The sequence below is a fragment of the Microbulbifer sp. MI-G genome, from assembly GCF_030440425.1.
GTDB lineage: Bacteria > Pseudomonadota > Gammaproteobacteria > Pseudomonadales > Cellvibrionaceae > Microbulbifer > Microbulbifer spongiae.
Genome location: NZ_CP098023.1, coordinates 1,251,281 through 1,271,709, shown reverse-complemented (window position 1 = coordinate 1,271,709; position 20,429 = coordinate 1,251,281). Strand labels below are relative to the sequence as shown.

The following is a 20,429-nucleotide window of genomic DNA, read 5'->3' as shown; positions in this document are numbered from 1 at the left end:
TTATAAATCCCTGCTGTAACCGAACACCTCAAACTGTTGAAAGCATGGTGGTCACCTCTACTCTTCCCTACACTACACCATATCCTCATAAGGATTGTTCCTGGGAAGTTTAACCGCTGGTAATCCCGGCAGGGTTACCGCATCGGTCGACAAGTGTATTTCACGCTCATCCACAAGCGCCTCGCCAAACCTGTAAATCGCGTTCAATTCTCCTCGGCAGGCGTTTTTATCATAGGCAGCGGCTTTCTCAACAACCGCATCATTATTTTTGTTGTAAGCTTTCATCAACCCCGCGCCATGGCGCTTCTCAATCATGGAACGTGTCAGACGAGGCGATAAAACAAGCGCCGTAGCATTATTGCCACCAAAGCCTTTGGAATTAAGCAGCGCAAGATCCAGGGTATTCGGGTCTCGTTCGACATGCGCCAGGGAAATATCGAGATTCTTCCGATGCACATCATCGGCCACACGGTCTACAGTGACAATTCCCGGTAAGATACCCCGCTGAAAGATACCCAGCGCAGTAATCAGCTGATCACCACTGGCTGCAGCAACGGTATGCCCGACATAGGCTTTGACTGCGCATACCGGCCAGCGATCAATTCCGAAAGTAGCGGCCAACCGATCGAGAATAGCAGACTCTGTCACACGATTTTGTGGCGTACTTGAACCGTGGGCCTGTACAAAACTGCGCCTTTGCAGGCTTTCCTTGCCGGCAATTGCCTCAGCTTGCGCCATCGCCTTCGCTACAGTCAAGTAATTACCTGGACCCGGAGCTGAAATGGACTTTTTATTGCCGTCGGCATTGGTAAAGACACCGGCAACTGAGCCGTGGATGTTCGCACCCAACTCCAATGCCAGGGAATCATCCATCAGGATAGCCCATTGGGTCCCCTCCCCCAGTGTAAACCCGCAGTTTTCCCCAAAGGGGCGACTGGTACAGCGAAGATCCACCGACCCTGCAAACAACCTGCGCAGATTGTCGATTGTCGCCAGAGCGCCCATGGTCGAATAGCCATCCACCACCTCTGGCACGAAAGGCGCCTCAGCTGCGCCGATAATGGCGACCCTGGCACGTCCATAGCGAATATCCTCCACCCCGGCACGCAAGTTATACAGGTAGCTGGCACAGGCACCAGCCACGGCGCCAGTGGATCCCACATTACCCAACACATAAGCATTGACAAAATCCGCCGGCATGCTGTTCAGACCGAGCGCTAACTGCTTGGAGGTGACCCGTGAACCACGCAAGCGGGACTGTAATAGTCCCCCATTCCCAAAAGGATCCAATTGACTCATTGCCGAAGAAGCGTAGACCGAAATATTGTCTGGCCCCGCCGCAGCCACTACCTTTTCCCAATTGATCCCCATAGACTGCACCGCATCGGAAGCCCCGACTATTGCCAGTTGTAAGCCACGGGGATGAAAGCGCGAATTGTACTGCTCACCGGGCTCGAAACCGGTGGGTAACTGGCCTCCAGAGGCAACAGGGATTTCCCGATAACTATCCAGCATTACCGAGAGGCTTGCTGTGGTCACCCGCACCTTGCCACCGCTGGCATTGGCCTCCACCTGCCAACCTTCTGGCAAAGGGTGCGGTAGCTGACGCGTGGGCATTTCAAACTCCAGGCCATTGGCATTGCTCAACATCGCCGCCTGATGGAAATGACAATTGCGGTAGTCGTAAAACCGCTGCTCCAGTTCCCGCACCAGCGTACCCTGCAATACACGGCGCTCAAGATCGGCCTCCAAAGGACCTCCGGCGGCGGCACCGGTGCGCAGCCCCATCAACGCAGCCAGATCAGATAACGTCTCAATGCGCTCCTGATGGCCAAGTCTGTCCAGCACCAGACGGGCGTAACCCCGGTGGAAGGAACTACGCCCCGCGGGGTTAAAGCCCCCAAATGCGGTAATTACGGGAAGGCGCTGCATCCTGACCTCCAGGCAAACGCGAAAAACAACATGAATTGGTACAGGGAAGTGTAGGGGGTGGCGATTCTGCCCGGTTATGGGCATACTGGCCAAAAAAATTGAGTGTTTTGGCCAATGGCGCAAGTGCGTTTAGAGATGTAATGCGAACGGTTACCTTTCTCCTGATCGATCAGATGCTGGCAACCAGCACGGTTCTCCCGTTAGAAATGCTTCGTGGCGCCGAGAGTCGCGCTCGCCTTGAAAGCAAGAGTACCCCCCTGCGACTGATTACCGCCAGTCTCGATGGAGGTCCAGTAAAGACCCGCTGCGGCTTCGCCTTCCAGCCCGATGCAGCTCTGGGTGATACATCGGACAGTGACCTCGTCTATATTCCTGCCCTGTGGCGAAATCCACGCCCTGCCCTTAAGCGTAGCGGACAGCTCCTGAAATGGCTTCGGGCCCAAGCTGCATCGAGGGCCGTTATCAATGCGGTGGGCACCGGCGTCTGCTTTCTTGCGGAAGCAGGCCTGCTGGACGGTAAACCAGCAACGACGCACTGGCACTATTTTGAACAATTCAGCCTGGATTACCCTGAGGTCAAACTTAAACGGCAGTATTTTATTACACAGGCAGACAGACTGTTCTGCGCTGCAAGTATCAATGCCCTGGCGGATGTCACAGTGCATATGATTCGCCAGCTCTTCGGACCCGCCGTGGCCAGCCACGTAGAACGCAACTTTTCCCACGAGATACGGCGCCCATTCGAGGAGATTGCCTACTCAGAGGGGGCTGTGCATCTGCATCCGGACGAAGATATTGTACAGGCACAGGCATGGCTGAAAGAGCACTGCAATACGGAAATACGCTTGAGTGAGGTCGCGAAATTATTTGATATGAGTGTACGCTCATTTAACCGGCGCTTTAAATTGGCTACCGGGCAGACTCCTCTGCAGTACTTGCAGAATGTTCGCGTGGATATGGCTCGGGAGCTTTTGCAATCAAGCAACTTGTCCGTGAATGAGATTGCGGAAAAAGTTGGCTATCAGGACATGGGGCACTTTACGGCGCTATTTAAAAAATTCCTGGCCACCACCCCCAGTGAGTATCGCACCACAGTCAGGGCAAAATTATTCCGTGTAAACACCTGACCTTCGCACAAAAAATACATTGCAACCAGCAAATGGCAGGTCGGTCTTTACCCTCTGTGTGCACCGTCAGGAAATTCTGGCAATGAAAAATTCGAGCGTGCTTGGTCCCGGATTATGATAATACCCAATATCTACCATCGCGTTTTCATGGAATTTATACCAGACGAGTCCCCCGGCGGTAGAAAGGCGGGGTTTGAGGGGACAATTACCCGACCAAAGCGATGACAATAGCAATAGTGCGGATAGAGTGTGGTATCACTGTACCGCCATATGGCGGTACAGTACACATTAATAAGGTAAATCTGGCCGCTATTGTGCTGGATTTTTTTCACTTTCTGCATGTCGAAGCAGACTACTGTCACCAATTTCAATTTTGCGCGGCTTCATCGTCTCGGGAATTTCCCGCATCAATTCAATGTGTAGTAGTCCATTCTCAAGCTTCGCACCGGTTACCCTGACGTGGTCGGCCAACTGGAAGCGACGCTCAAAATTTCGCGCGGCAATGCCGCGATGCAAAAAGTTCCTTTGTGCCGTTTCTTCCGGTTTTTTTCCACTGACAATAAGGCGGTTTTGCTCGACCTGAATATCCAGCTCTGACTGCTCAAAACCAGCTACGGCCATGCTGATCCGGTAACTGTCCTCGCCTGTCAGCTCAATATCGTAGGGGGGATAGGCCGGCTGCTTCTGCTCACCGGAAGCCATGGTATCGAGCAAACTGGCCATGCGGTCAAAGCCAATTGCAGAACGGTACAAGGGGGTAAAATCAAAATTACGCATTGTCATATCCTCAATTCAGAGCAATATTAAATTTCGCTCGCCAAAAAGCCCGAGCGTTTACGCGGATAGTACTTTCACAAGTCAGCTACCACCCACAATGAGAATATATGGGCGTAAAAATGACATTCAAGGGTAAGAGTGGGAAATAACATGTCAAAAATGAAAACCAGGATGGGAAAAGCAACCTCGCGGCTGTTTATCGGCATTCCCCCCTGCGGTTCAACACAGGCGTATTTTGATGAATTGATCCGCCGTTGCAGGGCCAGAATTGAGCAACAACAACGGAATCAGATTCACTGGACCCGCCCGCATGACAGGCACTTGACACTTGGATTTCTGGGGGAAACCCCAGACTACCTGATCCCCTCTATCGAGCAGGGCCTGGTGCAAATTGCAGGAACAGTATCCCGCGCTAGTGGGCACCTGTTTTCCCTGACCCCCTTCCCGGCACAAAACGCCCACTTATTAGCGGCAGAGCTTACAGGCGACCCGAATCTGCAAAAACTGCATCAACTCTGCCAGCAACTCATTATCCACTTGGGCATGACACCGGGGCGGCGCAGCTATCGACCACATATCACCTTGGCGCGGGGTAGGGAAGGGTTTTGCGGGCTTGTGCCGGTACACTTGGATTATTCCATGCCTCTGAATACTATCGCCCTTTATAAAAGCATTCCGGCACCGGACAGCAGCCACTACCAGCGCCTATTTGAGACAGCCCTTTGCGGAATACCATTATAGCATTGGCTTGACCAGCACCTAGTTCAGTGCTTCTAGGGCATACTCGGGGTACATGACAAGTCGAGGTCGGGAGAGTCGGCGTGCATCAAAGACAAACACATAGCGCGTATCGTCATCTTCCGCAGGAACAGTCCGGCGAAACTTCCAAGAATTGATTTTATAGGTCTGCCTGCCCGCGTCGACAGTAGTCACTAAGCGGTATTGATCTTTCCCGAGGAACTCAAACGGCAGGCGCTTGCCACCGGAGGATCTCAATTCCAGGCTGTTGAACGTCTGCCTGTTCTCGCTGTTCTCATCCGCCAGCAGTTTGCGCAAACGCTCCTGCTCCCGCTGTACATAGGCCAGTAATTCCGAATCCACCTCGCGCTCAGCTGCAACCGGTACAGGTCTAGGCATAACCTCTGGCCTTGGAGCTTCTTGAAGGGGGGCGGACTTGAGTTCGGGCTTATCCAACCGGACGGCACTCTTCGCCAGGGCCGCTCTCCGCTCTGATTCCTCTGCCTGAGCAAGCATGGCCTTTACCATTTGGTTTACAGTTTCCTGTTGTGCGGAAATCCTGGCCCTAGTCTCAGTAATGGCATACTCCTCCTCTGCCAGCTTAGCCCGCAAGGTCCCGTGGTTTGCCTGAATAAACTTGAGGCGACGGCTACGGCTGTCAACGCCTCGCTCAGCCATGTCAAAACTGTGTTTTGCCTTGGTCAACTGCCGTTGAGTATCCACATTGGGGCTGGAATCGTAATTCTGTTGCGCCTTAGCCAATTCCAGGCGGCTTTCTTCATACTTCTGGTGGAGGCTCTCGAGAGATTCACGGGCGCGCTCAAGCTTGTATTCATAGGACAGAAGCTCGTTTTCAATATCCTCCTGTACCACCAGTCTGTTCTCGAGGGACTGCTCCAGACGCGCCAGCCGGTTCCTTTCCACCATCAGGGTTGGCTGTGACTGAGCCACAGCTCCGTCAAAAACTACCAAACCCGCCAAAAATAGCAGACAATATCGCTTTACCGCCATTGCTCAGAACCTATTTACCGATTTCGTATCACTTGTAAGATAAAAACGCAGAGCTTATTTTTTGCACAAACCCCAGAAGTCACTGCGTGTTACTGACAATCTTACGCGGGCCTCAGCACATGGGCAATGACCTTACATCCACTTGGGGAACCAGTTTGGTCAATACACCCGATTGAGTGCCTCAAATCAAGTAAAAGGCGCATTATCAAAGTTTATGTGACAATTTCCTGCAATAGCGCTTGATTTTTTTTTTAGCGGAAGCATTATGAGTATCAGGGAGAAGGTCGCTGAACTCAGCGGAATCCCGACCCGGACGTAAAACACTCTGGCTGCTTTGTCAGCAAATTTTCGTTACGCTCCCGTCGGCTCGGTACTTCCACTGCTGCAGGCTCGACCCCTCCCGCTAGGGCGCCCTTCCTTCTCGTAGCAATCCGCAAAAGCGGCCTGCATGGTTTCTTTTAACCGGAGGTAATTGCCCATGAAATCAACGCCTAACGATAACATTGTGTTCCGCGATATCGACAGATCAGCCGCCCTGGCTAGCACGGTATCGAAAAAGTTACATAAGCTGGAACGTTATTGTGGCGACATCATACACAGTCGCGTAGTTCTGGAAGCCCCCCACCAACACAAGAGCAAAGGCAAACATTTTAAGGCTTCCCTTGAACTTGCCATTAGTGGTAATCCCGTGACCATCAGCAGCGAGAGCGAATCCATTCATCGGGCAGTCAACGACACATTTGCTTCCGCCGAACGCTGCCTGAAAGAACGCGGTGAGCGCAAGAAGGCCCGGCGCCACCAATCACTTCGCGAAGCTGTTGAAGAACAGTGAAAATGAAGCAAGCGAGCATTTAAAAGAGGCCCTGCAGAGCAGATGTATGCCTCTTCTTTAGTATCAACTCCCAGCCGAGGCCGGAGAATCCACTCCGCCTCACTGATATCTTCCAGGAGATAACCAACTCCCTCTCTCGGGTCGATGCATTTAACCATCCACCGGAGAGCGCATGGTGACAAATTCTTCAGCTGCAGTCGGGTGAATCCCGATCGTCTCATCGAAGGTTTTTTTCGTCGCGCCCGCCTTGAGGGCCACCGCCATTCCCTGAATGATCTCCCCGGCATCTTCGCCCACCATATGTACGCCAATGACCTTATCGGTACTGGTGTTCACAACGAGTTTCATCAGCGTTCGCTCACTATTGCCACTCACCGTATGGCGCATTGGTCGGAATTCGGATTTGTAAATTGTTACCGGGATACCCGAATCCCTGGCTTCCTCTTCTGAAAGCCCCACAGTTCCAATATTTGGCTGGCAGAAAACAGCCGTTGGAATATTGTTGTAATCAATCTCAGCAGTGTTACCGGTTTGCCAGTGCCTTACCAGGGCCATGGCTTCCGCCAGTGCTACCGGTGTCAGTTGGGGCTCTCCCGTGACATCGCCCAGAGCGTAGATGGAGTCCACACTGGTGCGGAAGTTGTCATCCACCGAAATGGTGCCGTCTCTGTGCAGGACAACACCCTGTTTCTCCAGTCCCAAGCCTGCAGTATTAGCCACCCGACCGGTGGCATAAAGAACCATATCGACATTCAGGCCAGACCCATTGGCAGCATGCACAAGAAGACTGCCATCCTGCAGTTTTTCAATCGCACTGACATTGTGATTGAATTTCAAGTCCACACCCTTCTTGATCATTTCATCGCGCACAAAATTGCGAATATCCCGGTCAAAGCCGCGCAGGAACAAATCCCGGCGGTAGGAGAGGTGCGTATCCGCCCCCAGGCCCGAGAAAATGCCAGCAAACTCCACGGCGATATAACCACCACCAACCACAAGCACACGCCGGGGAAAGTCCGGCATGGAAAAAACTTCATTGGAGGTCAGCACAAGCTCGCGGCCTGGTATTTCCGGTACAAATGGCCAGCCACCTGTCGCCACTAAAATACGTTTCGTTGTGAACGACCACTCGTTGACGACAATGCGATGGGGATCAACAATACTGGCTCGGCCATCAAACACTGTGACCCCAGCATTGTCCAGTAGACTACGATAGATTCCATTGAGACGGGAAATTTCCTGTGCATTATTATCCCTCAATGTCGGCCAGTCGAACTCTGCACCCGGATTTTTCCAACCATAGGCTCTGGCATCGACAAAATCCTGGCTGTAGCCACTGGCATAAACAAACAGCTTTTTGGGGACGCAGCCCACATTGACACAAGTTCCACCCATGTAGCGGTCTTCCGCCACAGCCACTTTCATACCCTGCTCCGCGGCCATTCTTGCAGCGCGCACGCCACCGGAACCCGCCCCGATTACAAAAAGATCAAATTCGTATTCTGCCAAAGCAAACCCCCACCATTCGTTCAACTATTCTGCAGCTTCGGGAGCAGCAGTCGAAAAGAAAACTCTACTCTCAATCTAGTCTGGAACAGAAATGACTTTCTGTACTTAATAATCGTTGACACCCTTTCGCACTTTAGATATTCATGTGAAGGCTGTCACAAAAAGCAGCCCGGAAACAAAGTCACAATTCAGACAGTATGTTTAGCAGATAGAATAACCATCATTAAAAAAACAACTCCTGAGCATGATCATGAACTTTCCTATTAGAGCGACTCAGCGAGCCCTTGGGCTATTGATCCTGTTTATTGCCAACAGCCAGAGCTACGCCAATCCCCATCCCGCCTACCTGACCAACGACTACTGTAACAGTGTCGTGGAACAATTTATCGATTCAGGTATGCGCAGCCTCGACAAGTATATCAACGAGCATTTCAACCTGGAGTACACAGGGGGTATCCGCAATACCATAAGGTTTCTGGAGCAGAGACTGGAATGGCTGACCGAGTGCAATGATTACCTGATGGACACCTCCAACACCCATGTGTTCCACAATCAGGAAGACACACAGAATATCTTTACCGCTATCAATGCCTTAGCTCGGGAGCTGCAGCATGTCCGCTCTGGTGTTGAATACCGGGATGATGCCGGAAACAACAACCCAGCCCCCTTCATAAAACGCCGCTATAGGGACCTGGCCCAGCTGTTAGACCGGCATCATACACGCATGTTGATGCAGAGGCAGTTTCAGTAAAACCGCAGCCAGAGTCACCCAAATCCCGACCAGTATCGGGTTCGTGGCCTGTGGAGATTTCTTATGCAAAAGCATAAGGGGGAATCCCCGCCATTGGTGTACCCACCCCGCCGGGGACTTGGCGTCTTTCGTGGCTTCTAAGTAATCTAGCCAAGATCAAGGCCTGTCCTGGGTGCTTTGGCAGGTGCCTGGGGTCACAGGCTGCGTCCCGTAACGGCCACGAGCGACTGCCGAAAAGACCCCGGGCATACGCTCTTTCAGTCCAGCACCAATATTCCCTATCACCGTCCCCAACCGGGGCCCCTGCTTGCCCGCAAAAGGGATGGGCCTGCAACCCTGCAGGGTTGCTAAGCCAATACGGGCCACAAACAGGCTGGCACCAACCCCCTGCCCCAGACGCACGGAAATAGCTGATAGCACGCTGTCACCAACCAACTCAGGCCACAGCTCAGAAATTGCATACTCGCTGGCACCGCTGTAGGCCACCAGAGCCAGGACCTTTTTAAACAGGCGCCAGCGCACCACCATTGAGGGTCGTATACCGTAGATTTGCGCCACATCATCAATCATGCGCAGAGCCTGGCGCAAGGCAACAAGGATATCGATACTAGCAAACGGGCTTAAACCAACCAGGGTCCCCGTCGTGGTGGAATGGCGCACTACGCGTCTCAGCGCCTCCTGATCAAGGGCATGGAGAAAAGCGGTCTCAAGGTACTGCAACAGTTCACTGCTGTCATAGTAATCGGGGGCCACATCCAACACCCGGTCTAGTAAAGCTCCCTGGGGCTTACCGACAAAATACTCCTGTAACTGGCACCGAAAAATCTCTGCCTCTTCATGGCTGCGACAGTCACGCATCTGCGCGGCCATCACCCGGGTTTTCTCAAGTTTGCGCAAAGGCTGTCCGGCTCGAAAAAATTCCCATACCGAACTGACAATGGTGAATACGAAGGCGACGATCACCAGAGCGGCGAGCACTCCGAGGGCCCAGTGCTTATCCACCGCCCATGTGTATAACTGGCGCAACTCCCAGGCCAACACAGCCAGTACAAGTCCGGCTATCGACAACGATGCTGGCCTCAGCCATCTCAGGTGAAACGACGGCAGGCGCAATTCAGAAAAAGCGATACGGTCTGGCAGGGATTCTCCCGTGGTAATTGATCTGGGTATCTCCTCAGACTCTCCAATCAGCGCTTCCACCCGCGTTGTATCCCGCTGAGGCGCTTCCACTCCCAACTCTTCCAGTGGCTCAATTCGTGTTGTGCATCGCAGCGGGGCTTTGTTGTCACCGTTTGTCACACTTTGTCTCCCAACAGCAGATTTAGCAGCGCATCAACGCGAATATGCGGGATATGGCCAGACGCCATACCCAAGGGTGGGCGCAGCTGTGGTGGCGCGGCCCCGGTATAGTGGTTCCAACCCGCCTGGTCCGCTGGCAATTGGGAAAATATTTCTGCATTTTCAAAGCCGAGATAGCGCCCCTGCAGGTCGTGCCCTACCAGCATGCGCCGGCCACTGCGCTGATCCTCCCGGGAACAGCGCACGGCAGCAATTGCCTCACTGAAAATGGGCAGACCGCGATGGCGGGCTCCGCTAAAGGTCTGCTGCAGCTGCTGCCCCAGTAGCTGGCGCAACGCATCGTGATCCGCTGCGAGCACCTGGTCCACCTTGGTGGCGGCAAACAGTAGCCGGTCCACTTTTGGCTTCCACAGCCTGTTGAGTCGACCGGATTTCCCATAGCGGAAAGTATCGGCGATATGTGCAAACGCCAGACACATATCGTCCAGAGCTTGCTCCCCGGCGAACAGCGTACCGATTATATCCACCAGTATTAATTGCCTGTCCAGATGGCGGAAATGGCTTTTCACGAAAGGGGTGACCTGCTCCTGCACATAATCTTCATAGCGTCGACGCAGGACCTGGTAATTGCTGTTGTCCGGCATGGCCGCCAACGCCTCTGCGCTCATACCACGCAGGTCGAGCAGGGGCAGCAAACCGTAGTCTTTTTTCTCGAGCAGTGCACGGCCCGGCTGCAGATAACTTAGCTTGCTTTGCGTGCGGCACCTCAACAGAAATTGACGGTATTCCCCCCAAAGTCCCGCCAGTTGGGCCTCCTGCGCTGGGGCCTGAGGGGAGAGGGCTGCCAGCCTTGAAATCAATTGTGGCGCCAATCTGGCTCGCGAGTCGTCATTGATAATATGTGACTGATGTCGGCACCATTCTCGATAGTCCAAGCGCAGCAGCGGCAGGTCCATCAGCCATTCCCCAGGATAGTCGCGCAATTCCAAAATCAGGGTTTTGGTGCCCGCATTCCGAAATCGGTGGTGGCTGCGCAGATGGATGTGCAGCTCCAAGGCCGACACATCGCGGGTACTTTGCGGCCAACGGGGCGGTTGTGACATCAAGGCATCGAGGCAACCACCATAGTCAAATGGCGGCAGGCCGGAGTCGAGGGCGGGTTTTAATTCCGCACCGAGCAAATCACCCGTAAGCGCAGGGGCAAACCCCGGCAGCTGGGCCTTTTGGGGGTGGCTGAGTTGATAGATGAGGCTGGTGAGCAAGGTTGACTTGCCGGCACCACTGAAACCGGTGACACCAACGCAAATCCGGCGATCCATCAGCCGCTCCGTCACCCAGTGAGACTTTTCATGCGCGCTTTGTCTCCAGCGGCGCCACTGTTCCCTGAAGCGCCTTCTGCGCTTAGTAACATGATCAGCAGAGTTCACAGGCGTTTCAAATGCGGACCCTGTTATCGGTAATCTCATCGGGGAGACAACTTCCCAAATCAAAAATAAAGACCTGATGGGGATAACTCCCGCCAGTTAGCTACCGCCCTGATGGCGGCGCGCCTTAACACATTCAGGGCGAGATTTAATCTATCAGAGCCACATCTCCGGAGCCCATCACAGAAAAGGCGTCTCGGCGCGGGCGCTTTAAGACAATATCCCCAGAGCCCATCACCGAACCGCCGGCACTGTCCGCGTACAGACTGCGGCCAACAAAGTCCCCTGAGCCCATGATGCGAATAGTCACATCGGCAACCCGACCGTTGATCTGCATATCACCAGATCCTTTGATCTCAGCGGAAAGTTGTTCACCGGCGATACTGCCAATATGCAAATCGCCAGAACCGGTCAGAGAGGCTTCACCGCTGATCGCCAGGGCCCGGTCCAGAATCAGGTCGCCAGAGCCAGTGACAAACGCACTCAGGGTTTCCGCTGCCGCCTTGTTTACATACACTTTGCCAGAACCACTGACTCCCAGGTCAAGACTTTCACCCTCAATCCTCTCTGCACTGGCCTCTCCGGAACCGGAAACCAGTATTCCCTCCACCTGGGGCATGGTGACCGAGAACTTCACTTCCTGATCCTGACCCCAAGTGACAGTAACCACTCCAAACCAGTTCTGCCTGTTGTCCTCCACCGACAACTCCAAGGTATCCCCCTTCACCACAGCTTTAGCGTAAGGCATCGCCACGGCCGGGCCAGTGACACTCACCGAGAAATTCTCCCCCTGAATCACTTCCACATGAGAGCTGCCTTTAAGTGAAACACGGGTAAAGCCATCGACATCGAAACGCTTGGAGTCCATTTCCTGAGCCTGGGCGAGAGCACTGAAGGCTAAATATACAGCCACCAGCGCAAACAATGGGGCCAGCAAAGCTTTAGTCACAGTTGTCATTGTGAAGTTCTCATCATTATCAGTATTACATATCACTAGACTACTCGGAAAACCGGTTTGGATGCAGCACTGTCTGAACGATATTGGAGATACCGTGGCTCCAACAATCGAAAGGCTGATGGGGTAACGCTACAAGGATACAATATCTGCCAGATACGGATAGCGAAGGCCCTGGCAAAACCAACTGGGCAACCTGCTTACCAGTGCATAAGCGACAACCCTTCCCCACACCAAAAGGCCTACTGCAGTCATAATACCGCCATATATTGAGACCAACTAGTCATAAGAAGAAATTGCCGAAAGGCCCACTATACACACCCCGCCTCTACGCAACCGAGCTCAAGCAACGCATTGCGGATTTTCCCGGCCTCGGAGGCTAGCTGCTCTGGAGTAGCCGGCCCTTGTAAAGAGAAATCAAAGTCTGTCAACTGATCAACAGGTATCAGATGCAAATGCGTATGGGGCACCTCCAGTCCGGCAATCATCATTCCCACCCGCTTGGGCGAGTAAACTGTCTTCAGACCTTTGGCGACTTTTTGTGCGACCCTTATCAAGTGCGCTGCAAGATCAGCCGGCATATCATCCCAGTGATCAATCTCCTCTACCGGAATGACCAAACAATGCCCGGGTTTAATCGGGGAGATGGTCATAATTGCAACAGCTTTTTCATCGCGCCAGAGGAAATGCCCCGGTAGATCCCCATGGATAATTTGAGTAAAAATACTTGCCATCAATCGTCCCACCCCGTTGAAAATGTGTAATTGGTTCAATCGTGCAGTCTAATCGTGAGACAAAAAAACACAATGTCAAGTGACGGGAAATCTACAAGTAAATACCAATATTCTATTTGGCGTGCGTAAAAACAACATCCAGAACAACCTGTCGAACAGAATGACAATTTTCTTATGGCAAGTTGGCATACTAGGAGAATATGTCTTAGGCTCCACACCAATTAAAGCCTTACCATCATTGAGCCGGCGCATTTTGTGCACGAATCGTTACCAAGCTCTTTTTTGGCTCAGTACAATTTTATATTTCAGTACGCAATGCTCGCCGGGGGGGGAGACATGAACAGCCTGTTGGATCAGGTCGGTGGTGCTCAATTTGTCAACCGCACAGTCAGTGAATTCTACCAGGCCATAGGCCGCCAGCTTACCAGCTATGATATCGGCGAACACCGTAAACAGCAGAGCCGGCAAGCCCAGTTCCTCAGCCATGCGCTCTCTATCCAACCCGAGCCAGATCGCAGCAGCCGTGCAAGCTTCCTTGCCAAGGGACTGAATCCCGCTCTGTTTGATGCGCTTTTGGAGTACCTCGAAGCGCGCATGCTGGAACTGGGATTTTCCTGGCAGTTAAGCACCCACCTTGTTGAAACTGCCAGCCGTTTATATGGCGGATGCGAGCAGGATCTTTCTATCGCCTGTTGACTGTTCGGACACGCAATAGGATGTAGTATCGGCATGCCCTAGTTATCTCAACAGGGTAGGCCCCGCGACTTTTAGAGAAAGTGAGCGCGCTAGACGCTAAAGTCAGGGATTCTCGGCAGCCAATGCCATTGCCACAGTGCCCGGCCCAAGATTGATACCGCCGGAAAGACTCATCATGGATTTATACACTTTGACCTGGTGCTCCGCGGCAACCTGCAGCAGCACTTTGAAGCCAGGAATTTTCTCAAGATCCTGTAGTTTGCCGGCAATGCTTACCATCAGGATCGGAACGACCAACTCTCCTGTACGGATTTTGTCAACTGCGATCTGAAACAAAGTTTCAGTGCAGCGCGCATAGCCCCGTACTATATCTGTGACAGTACTGCCCTCGTGGTGGATAGAGAGGATCGGATGCAGCTTGAGCAAGCTGGAAATCTTGGCCTTAAACCAATTGATGTTGTTTTCATTTTTACTGCGTGCACGCTCGCGCACATAATAGACATCCCTGATTGCCGCATAGCCGTGGACCTTGCGACGAAAGCGCTCTACCTGTACCCGTACCTGTTCACCAGTCAACCCGCGCTTGATCAGCGACAGTGTATAAAGTGCCAGCAATCCCTGCCCGCTAAAAAGCGTATGCGAGTCGATAGTATGTACCCGCACATCCTCGTTACCGGGAAGACCACACAATGTATCGGCAGCGGCAACGGCATTCTGGTAAGTTGGGCTATTGGCGCTATTGATGGTTTGCACCACGATATCGCGATGCCCATCCTGCACCAGACCATTCAAGAGCCGCTCAACCTCAGCAAAAGAGGCAGGTCCCGTGACAATCTGGTGCGAGCGGTCCACCAGTGACAAGGTATAGAAGTGGGCCATCTGGGCCGGGTTGCGTCGATCATCGAAAGTGTCTTTGCCAACACTCACGGTATGGGGCAATACCGGAATGGAGAACTTACGCAAAAAATCATCTGGCAGGTCGCAGCCAGAATCTATGACTAACTGAACCATAAAATGCTCTGCAGGACAGTATTTGTTATCTTTTTTCTGTTATGACTGCCAACGTTAACACAAGCCAGCCATAGCAGGAAAAAATGATCCGGAGATACTGCAAAATCACCGACGACAACAAGCTACAGTGGCCTTATCAATCTGGCAAGTTAACAGCCTAACTCTGACCAATTGACTTGTCACCCTTCCGTTTGAAAGAGAATGGTTCACCAGTGTGAGGTTGCTCACATTCTACGAGCTATCACCAGCACTCCAATGCATCCGCGACAGATGAGAATGTCAAAGACAAAATGCGGAAGTAAATGGTACCAGTGCTCCAAACAACGAAACACATCCCATTTGATCAACACCTTGCGCATCCATTAGTGGGCATCGGTAAGACCTGTTGCCAGTGCCCGCCGCAGCACTGTAGTAAATAAATTGGATTGCAGACTGGCTGCCCTGAATAACAAGCCAGTCGTTTACCCGCAACAACTCACCTTTTTTATCTTTCGAAGTGAAGAGGCCATATAAAACCTGGAGCCCCATCCTAGAGCCTCGGAGAACGGTGCAGTGCAAATTTTCATTTTCAATGGGAACTAAAGGGTTACGGTAATTGCTGTTCCTCCGCAAGAAAGTGACTCTGCATTGATGTGTCCCTGGTAGCTCTCGACAATATCCACCACCACAGCAAGGCCAATCCCCTGTCCTGGCTGTTGCTGATCGGCACGCACGCCGCGCTGGGTAACCGCCTTCCAGGTTTCGCGATCAAGCCCTGGGCCATTGTCGACGACTCGGACCATCAGATTGTGTCCGTCGGGCATTTGTTCGACAGTCACGTCAACCCGGCCATTGCCGTACTTGTAGGCGTTATCAAGCAGATTGCCGAGCAATTCCATGAGATCCCCCTCATCACCGTAAAACAGCGTTTTCTCGCTGCAGTGACTGCGCACATCACTGGGTTTGTTGCGGTATACCTTTTCCAGCGCATCCAGAATTTTGTACATCAGTGGAGCTACTGGGATACCGCGCAAAATAGACTTGGGCGAACTGGTCACCGCCCGCTGCAGTTGGTAGTTGATAATACTGTCCATACGCTGCACTTGATCGGTCAAAACTTTGAACGCGGGCTGTGAATCGCCAGTTAAGCGTAATCCTTTCAATACCGCCAGTGGGGTTTTCAAACTGTGCGCCAAATCCGCCAGGGTGTGACGGGTTTTTTCCCGCTGGCGACGCTCGTTTTCAATCAGTAGATTCAGATTATCGGTGAGGGGACGCAATTCCCGCGGAAAGCTGCCCTCCAGGCGGTCGCTGCTACCGCACTGTATTTCCCGCAGTGCATGCGCAAGTACTCGCAACGGTGCAAATCCCCAGCGCAGCACCAGCCACTGGGCCAGCATCAGTAACAGTGCACACACGCCCAGCCAGCGCCAAATGGTGGAGCGGAACTGACCGATCTGCGCCTGCAGGGGGCCCGCATCTTCCAATACAATGAAGGTAAACGGGTGCTCAGTATCCAGTCCCCAGGCTACACCCTGGCGAAAGCTACTGTAATTTGCAACATCGCCGGGCAGAGCAACTTGCATATAAGACTGCTGCCCTTGAGATAGTGGATAGAATTTCAGCTCCGGCATCCCCAAGGCCGACTCAGAGCGCCAAACAATCTGCCCTTCGCCATTGATCACCGCACCTACCAAGCCGGAATCCGGCTGGTTAAAGCGCTGCTCGGGTAGCTCCGGGGGCAACACCAAACTGTCACCCTCCGGTTCCGCTAACGCCAGTAAAGTGTAGATATACAGTTGCAATTCCCGTTGCTTCGCCTCATCCAGAGAGGTGCGATAGGCGTGTTCCAGCACTCCCGAAATCAACAGCACAAAGCCCACCAGCACCAGGCTGGTGACCAGCGCAAGGCGGCCCTTGAGGGAACTGGACCAGAGGGCCATCACGCGCATCGACATCCGGACTTATCGGGGGATGACAAAGCGATAGCCGCGCCCACGCAGGGTTTCGATAGGGTTGCACTGGGTTGTCGCAGTGATTTTCTTGCGCAAGCGTCCGATGAACACCTCGATCACATTGCTGTCACGATCACAATCCTGTTCGTAGATATGTTCGGTCAGGGTGGTTTTGGAAACTACCTCATCGGGGTGCATCATCAGGTATTCAAGCACCTTGTACTCAAAAGAAGTCAACTCCAGCTCCACACCATTGGCCACTACCCGCTGGGAGCTGGTGTCCAGACTGATGGGACCGGCTTTGATGGTGGGAGAGGAAAATCCCGCTGAGCGACGTACCAGCGCATTGAGTCGGGCCAGCAACTCTTCTGTATGAAAGGGCTTTACCAAGTAGTCATCGCCGCCGGCCTCCAGCCCGGCCACCCGTTCCTGCCAGTGACCGCGGGCGGTTAGGATCAATATGGGGAAATGCCTCTCTTCACTGCGCAGACTCTGTATCACTTGGATACCGTCCATTCTTGGAAGGCCCAGATCCATCACCGCAATGTCATAGGGATATTCGCGGCCCAGGTAGAGCGCCTCCTCTCCATCGGGGGCCTCATCCACCGTGTAGCCAGCATCGCGCAGCGATTGCGCCAGTTGCTGTCTGAGCAGTGCTTCATCTTCGACTAAAAGTGCGCGCATTTGCTTTCCCTTTGTACAGTTGGTCTGGAGTAGTTGCAGCGGGCGTTTATTGGGAGATGCGCCCGCTTTGCTTGTCCACATAGACCACATAAACCTGGCTCTTATCCGACAACCCCTTTACCCGGTACACCGCCTGTCCATTTCTACGGGTTTCAGAGATTGCCAGTATTTTGCCTCCATAGCGCCGTTTCACCAGAGAGGCCGCCGCTTCACGGGAAATCTCTCTCCCCTGTACATGATGGTATTCAGGCTTGTGCGCCTCCCGTTCGGAAATCGGCAAACCGCGCACAGAGGCGGAACCTAATCCGGGAAACAGGGCAAGTATTAGAAAAAAAGTCCGTAAAAAAGTGCTGCTAGGTTTCACGATGCGGCTCCTGTGGATATCCAAATTTCCACCCTTGGCTGAGTCCGGCCGCCCTCGCTTTGACTCAAGGCGCCGGTGAGACAGCGACACGAACCCGGATGCTATCTCCAGGATGGTGATCGGTACGGGTCAGATACGACCGGTCATTATACCGATAGCGCACATCGTATCCGACCAGTTCCCTGCGTGTAGTGAATTCATCCACAACCCGGCAGCGGGGTTCCGTAGTGTAGTAAACCGGCGCGTTAGTACGACTGATCTGGTTGCCGACCAGAGCACCCACCACCGCCCCTGCCACTGTGGCACCGCCGCGGTGATGGTGGCGGCGGCTGCCCAGATTGTTGCCAATTGCCGCGCCGATCAGGCCGCCGACAAGGGTACCGGCGGGGGACGCTGGTTCACGGTAGGCTACCTGTTCCTCACGGCATTGGGTGCGCGGTGTGCGCACCTGTACATCGGTATAGACGGGAATGACTTCTGTCACCGGTGCATAGTCGTAGATATCGGCATCATAGGAATCTGTATAGACCCCCGGCCCCGCTTTGGCAGAAACACTCATACTCAGCAGTGTCACAATGGCCGCACCGGCCACAAGCTGTTTAAAGCATTGCACAATCAATCTCCCGCTATTTATCAACGGGGGTCAGATTAAGCAACTCGGCCTGAATAGACGCTGAATTACACCAGGCAGGCAACGGGAAACCAACTCCCTCCCGTACCAAATACCCAATTACCTGCCGGAAAAACCTTTCCCAGTCATAGGTTGACCACTCAGCCGATTTTATATACTGATCAGTTACCCCTCTACAACTTCTGCTCCGGGTACCTCATCTCCCAGCCAGCGCTGGGTCAATGTACCCGCTGTAATGGCTCCATTTACATTGAGTGCCGTCCGCGCCATATCGATCAGGGGCTCCACGGATATCAATAGCGCTGCGATGGTCACTGGCAAGCCCATTGCAGGCAGAACCACCAGAGCGGCAAAAGTGGCACCGCCACCCACACCGGCTATACCAAAGGAACTGATTACCACCACGGCAATGAGTGTTCCCAGCCACAGGGGATTCCAGACATCGATCCCCAGTGGCACGGCTACCATGGCAGCCAGCATCGCCGGATAAATCCCCGCGCAGCCGTTCTGGCCTATGGTCGCACCAAAGGATGCGGAGAAATTGGCAATTGCCGGGGAGTTGCGCAACTGATCCACCTGGGTTTCCACATTGAGCGGGATAGTGGCGGCACTGGAACGGGAGCTGAAAGCGAATACCAGCACCGGCCACACCTTGGTAAAGTAATGCAGCGGGTTTACGCCGTTGATCCATAACAACAGGCCATGCACCAAAAACATCAAGCCGATCGCACAAAAGGAAGCCAGTACAAAGCCGAGCAAGTTGACAATATCGCCCCAACTGGATTTGGCAATCAGTCCGGCCACCAAAGCCATTACACCATAAGGTGTGAAGCTCATGACCAGGCGCACCAGTTTCATCACCCAAACCTGTGCCACATGCGCAAAGCGCTCTATAGCCGCCCCCTCTTGCGGGAACTCGCGGCGCACCGCCAGTGCAGCAAGTCCCAGTAGCACTGCGAAAATAACCACTGCAATCACCGAAGTAGAGCGGTCTCCGGTCAAGTCCTGAAAAATATTGCGCGGGATAAACGAGGCGATAATCTCCGGGATCGCGAGGTCACTCACCCGTCCGATGCGCTCATTGAGAACTTCAGCCCGTGCAGCCTCACGACTACCCTCAACCAAACCGGCAGCGGACAATCCGAACAACTCCGCCATAGTCACGCCAATCAGCCCTGCCACTGCCGTTGTGCCCAGTAACACCGCCAGCACCGAAACACTGATTTTACCCAATGCCTGGGTGTGACTCACCTTCACCACTGCTACCAGAATAGAGGTAAGCACCAGGGGCATCACCAGCATGTACAGCAAACTCACATAACCGTCTCCCAACATCTCTATCCAGGGCAAAATCTCCCCGGGCATGGCCCCCCATCCCCGTGACAACTGCAGCGTTGCTCCGAACACAGACCCGAGGAGCAGGCCGGCAAAGACTGCCGGTGCAAGAGAATCGGTTCCCCTGTGCCAGCGGTGCAGGACGTATAACAAAACCGCAAAGAAAAACAGTAGAGCGAAGGAGCTGATATGCATGATCTATGAATCCCACCCCGGGCAAACTGGAAAGTGGCGGCATGCTATCAGTGATGCGCCAAAGCCCTATAGTTGCAATAGTTATAGTTTTATACAGTACATCGTGAATCGGACAGATTACTGCAGTGCCAACCTGAACTCTGCAGCGGTCTGGGGGCCTACCAATGTTTTTTTCCAGGTGCCATCGGCATTGATAATCAGGGTTGTCGGCAACACATCGGGCCGGGGCTGCCCCCAACGCCCGGCAGGCTCAGAGGACAGCACTGGAAATTCAATCCCCAGCTTGGCCATCTGCCCAGTAACGACAGGAATCGGCAGGGTATCAAAATTCACCCCCACCACCACAATATTTTCCTGGCTTTGTGCAAACTGGTTCAGTATCGGCACCTCTTCACGACAAGGCTTGCACCACAGCGCCCAGTAATTAACCAGTAAAATCTTTCCCTCCGTATCAATCGGTTCTCCACCAACAGTTTTCAAAACCCTGTCT

20 protein-coding genes are annotated in these 20,429 nt (G+C 53.3%); 5 read left to right on the top strand and 15 right to left on the bottom strand.

Translation table 11 applies throughout. The features are described from left to right. Window positions 1-72: 72 nt before the first annotated feature. Window positions 73-1,932, bottom strand: a complete 1,860-nt coding sequence (locus M8T91_RS05300) for a beta-ketoacyl synthase (RefSeq protein ID WP_301417528.1) — start codon at window positions 1,930-1,932, stop codon at window positions 73-75. Between the two features lie 140 nt (window positions 1,933-2,072). Between M8T91_RS05300 and M8T91_RS05295 the strand changes: the two genes are divergently transcribed. Then, complete coding sequence (locus M8T91_RS05295; RefSeq protein WP_301417527.1) at window positions 2,073-3,059, top strand: GlxA family transcriptional regulator; 987 nt, start codon at window positions 2,073-2,075, stop codon at window positions 3,057-3,059. A gap of 309 nt (window positions 3,060-3,368) precedes the next feature. Here the strand turns inward: M8T91_RS05295 and M8T91_RS05290 are convergent, their stop codons facing one another. Beyond that, on the bottom strand, window positions 3,369-3,836 hold the full coding sequence (locus tag M8T91_RS05290) for an Hsp20 family protein (protein ID WP_301417525.1): 468 nt from the start codon (window positions 3,834-3,836) through the stop codon (window positions 3,369-3,371). 150 nt (window positions 3,837-3,986) lie between these two features. Between M8T91_RS05290 and thpR the strand changes: the two genes are divergently transcribed. Further along, window positions 3,987-4,577: an RNA 2',3'-cyclic phosphodiesterase gene (gene thpR / locus M8T91_RS05285; protein ID WP_301417523.1), complete on the top strand. Its 591-nt coding sequence runs from the start codon at window positions 3,987-3,989 to the stop codon at window positions 4,575-4,577. 18 nt (window positions 4,578-4,595) lie between these two features. Here thpR and M8T91_RS05280 read toward each other — a convergent pair whose 3' ends face one another. Further along, window positions 4,596-5,585, bottom strand: a complete 990-nt coding sequence (locus M8T91_RS05280) for a coiled-coil domain-containing protein (RefSeq protein WP_301417521.1) — start codon at window positions 5,583-5,585, stop codon at window positions 4,596-4,598. A 478-nt stretch (window positions 5,586-6,063) separates the two neighbouring features. Between M8T91_RS05280 and M8T91_RS05275 the strand changes: the two genes are divergently transcribed. After that, on the top strand, window positions 6,064-6,417 hold the full coding sequence (locus tag M8T91_RS05275; RefSeq protein WP_301417519.1) for an HPF/RaiA family ribosome-associated protein: 354 nt from the start codon (window positions 6,064-6,066) through the stop codon (window positions 6,415-6,417). A 150-nt stretch (window positions 6,418-6,567) separates the two neighbouring features. Here the strand turns inward: M8T91_RS05275 and gorA are convergent, their stop codons facing one another. Beyond that, window positions 6,568-7,926 carry a glutathione-disulfide reductase gene (gorA, locus tag M8T91_RS05270; RefSeq protein WP_301417517.1) on the bottom strand — a complete coding sequence of 453 codons (1,359 nt, stop codon included), beginning with the start codon at window positions 7,924-7,926 and terminating at the stop codon, window positions 6,568-6,570. A gap of 250 nt (window positions 7,927-8,176) precedes the next feature. Between gorA and M8T91_RS05265 the strand changes: the two genes are divergently transcribed. Next, window positions 8,177-8,677 (top strand): hypothetical protein, encoded by a 501-nt coding sequence (locus M8T91_RS05265; protein WP_301417515.1) that lies wholly within the window; start codon window positions 8,177-8,179, stop codon window positions 8,675-8,677. A 156-nt stretch (window positions 8,678-8,833) separates the two neighbouring features. Here M8T91_RS05265 and M8T91_RS05260 read toward each other — a convergent pair whose 3' ends face one another. The 4 genes from M8T91_RS05260 to M8T91_RS05245 form a co-directional block, all read right to left on the bottom strand. Next, window positions 8,834-9,976, bottom strand: coding sequence for a TIGR01620 family protein (locus M8T91_RS05260; protein ID WP_301417513.1), 1,143 nt, complete (start codon window positions 9,974-9,976; stop codon window positions 8,834-8,836). Beyond that, window positions 9,973-11,295, bottom strand: a complete 1,323-nt coding sequence (locus M8T91_RS05255) for a YcjX family protein (RefSeq protein WP_301417511.1) — start codon at window positions 11,293-11,295, stop codon at window positions 9,973-9,975. Before M8T91_RS05255 ends, M8T91_RS05260 begins: the two co-directional genes overlap by 4 nt. A 253-nt stretch (window positions 11,296-11,548) precedes the next feature. Then, window positions 11,549-12,358, bottom strand: a complete 810-nt coding sequence (locus M8T91_RS05250; RefSeq protein WP_301417509.1) for a GIN domain-containing protein — start codon at window positions 12,356-12,358, stop codon at window positions 11,549-11,551. A 308-nt stretch (window positions 12,359-12,666) separates the two neighbouring features. After that, window positions 12,667-13,128, bottom strand: coding sequence for an HIT family protein (locus M8T91_RS05245; RefSeq protein ID WP_301417507.1), 462 nt, complete (start codon window positions 13,126-13,128; stop codon window positions 12,667-12,669). Between the two features lie 297 nt (window positions 13,129-13,425). Between M8T91_RS05245 and M8T91_RS05240 the strand changes: the two genes are divergently transcribed. Beyond that, window positions 13,426-13,785, top strand: coding sequence for a globin family protein (locus M8T91_RS05240; RefSeq protein ID WP_301417505.1), 360 nt, complete (start codon window positions 13,426-13,428; stop codon window positions 13,783-13,785). Between the two features lie 102 nt (window positions 13,786-13,887). Here M8T91_RS05240 and M8T91_RS05235 read toward each other — a convergent pair whose 3' ends face one another. The 7 genes from M8T91_RS05235 to M8T91_RS05205 form a co-directional block, all read right to left on the bottom strand. Continuing rightward, entirely contained in the window at window positions 13,888-14,796 is a 909-nt protein-coding gene (locus M8T91_RS05235) for a DegV family protein (RefSeq protein WP_301417503.1), read from the bottom strand. Between the two features lie 578 nt (window positions 14,797-15,374). Next, window positions 15,375-16,727: an ATP-binding protein gene (locus tag M8T91_RS05230; protein WP_301417501.1), complete on the bottom strand. Its 1,353-nt coding sequence runs from the start codon at window positions 16,725-16,727 to the stop codon at window positions 15,375-15,377. 12 nt (window positions 16,728-16,739) lie between these two features. Further along, window positions 16,740-17,414: a response regulator transcription factor gene (locus M8T91_RS05225; RefSeq protein ID WP_301417499.1), complete on the bottom strand. Its 675-nt coding sequence runs from the start codon at window positions 17,412-17,414 to the stop codon at window positions 16,740-16,742. A gap of 46 nt (window positions 17,415-17,460) precedes the next feature. Continuing rightward, the gene (locus M8T91_RS05220) at window positions 17,461-17,778 is read right to left on the bottom strand and encodes a PepSY domain-containing protein (protein WP_301417497.1); all 318 of its coding nucleotides are present in this window, start codon (window positions 17,776-17,778) and stop codon (window positions 17,461-17,463) included. 64 nt (window positions 17,779-17,842) lie between these two features. After that, window positions 17,843-18,391: a glycine zipper 2TM domain-containing protein gene (locus tag M8T91_RS05215; RefSeq protein ID WP_301417496.1), complete on the bottom strand. Its 549-nt coding sequence runs from the start codon at window positions 18,389-18,391 to the stop codon at window positions 17,843-17,845. Window positions 18,392-18,574: 183 nt separating this feature from the next. Then, window positions 18,575-19,939: an L-cystine transporter gene (locus tag M8T91_RS05210; RefSeq protein WP_301417494.1), complete on the bottom strand. Its 1,365-nt coding sequence runs from the start codon at window positions 19,937-19,939 to the stop codon at window positions 18,575-18,577. A 117-nt stretch (window positions 19,940-20,056) separates the two neighbouring features. Then, window positions 20,057-20,419, bottom strand: coding sequence for a TlpA family protein disulfide reductase (locus M8T91_RS05205; protein ID WP_301417492.1), 363 nt, complete (start codon window positions 20,417-20,419; stop codon window positions 20,057-20,059). Between the last annotated feature and the right edge of the window lie 10 nt (window positions 20,420-20,429).

Bases quoted from the DNA above. Each gene is read 5' to 3' on its own strand.
- M8T91_RS05300 (WP_301417528.1), bottom strand. From the start codon at position 1,932: ATGCAGCGCCTTCCCGTAATTACCGCATTTGGGGGCTTTAACCCCGCG.
- M8T91_RS05295 (WP_301417527.1), top strand. From the start codon at position 2,073: ATGCGAACGGTTACCTTTCTCCTGATCGATCAGATGCTGGCAACCAGC.
- M8T91_RS05290 (WP_301417525.1), bottom strand. From the start codon at position 3,836: ATGCGTAATTTTGATTTTACCCCCTTGTACCGTTCTGCAATTGGCTTT.
- thpR (WP_301417523.1), top strand. From the start codon at position 3,987: ATGTCAAAAATGAAAACCAGGATGGGAAAAGCAACCTCGCGGCTGTTT.
- M8T91_RS05280 (WP_301417521.1), bottom strand. From the start codon at position 5,585: ATGGCGGTAAAGCGATATTGTCTGCTATTTTTGGCGGGTTTGGTAGTT.
- M8T91_RS05275 (WP_301417519.1), top strand. From the start codon at position 6,064: ATGAAATCAACGCCTAACGATAACATTGTGTTCCGCGATATCGACAGA.
- M8T91_RS05265 (WP_301417515.1), top strand. From the start codon at position 8,177: ATGAACTTTCCTATTAGAGCGACTCAGCGAGCCCTTGGGCTATTGATC.
- M8T91_RS05255 (WP_301417511.1), bottom strand. From the start codon at position 11,295: ATGGATCGCCGGATTTGCGTTGGTGTCACCGGTTTCAGTGGTGCCGGC.
- M8T91_RS05250 (WP_301417509.1), bottom strand. From the start codon at position 12,358: ATGACAACTGTGACTAAAGCTTTGCTGGCCCCATTGTTTGCGCTGGTG.
- M8T91_RS05240 (WP_301417505.1), top strand. From the start codon at position 13,426: ATGAACAGCCTGTTGGATCAGGTCGGTGGTGCTCAATTTGTCAACCGC.
- M8T91_RS05235 (WP_301417503.1), bottom strand. From the start codon at position 14,796: ATGGTTCAGTTAGTCATAGATTCTGGCTGCGACCTGCCAGATGATTTT.
- M8T91_RS05230 (WP_301417501.1), bottom strand. From the start codon at position 16,727: ATGCGCGTGATGGCCCTCTGGTCCAGTTCCCTCAAGGGCCGCCTTGCG.
- M8T91_RS05225 (WP_301417499.1), bottom strand. From the start codon at position 17,414: ATGCGCGCACTTTTAGTCGAAGATGAAGCACTGCTCAGACAGCAACTG.
- M8T91_RS05210 (WP_301417494.1), bottom strand. From the start codon at position 19,939: ATGCATATCAGCTCCTTCGCTCTACTGTTTTTCTTTGCGGTTTTGTTA.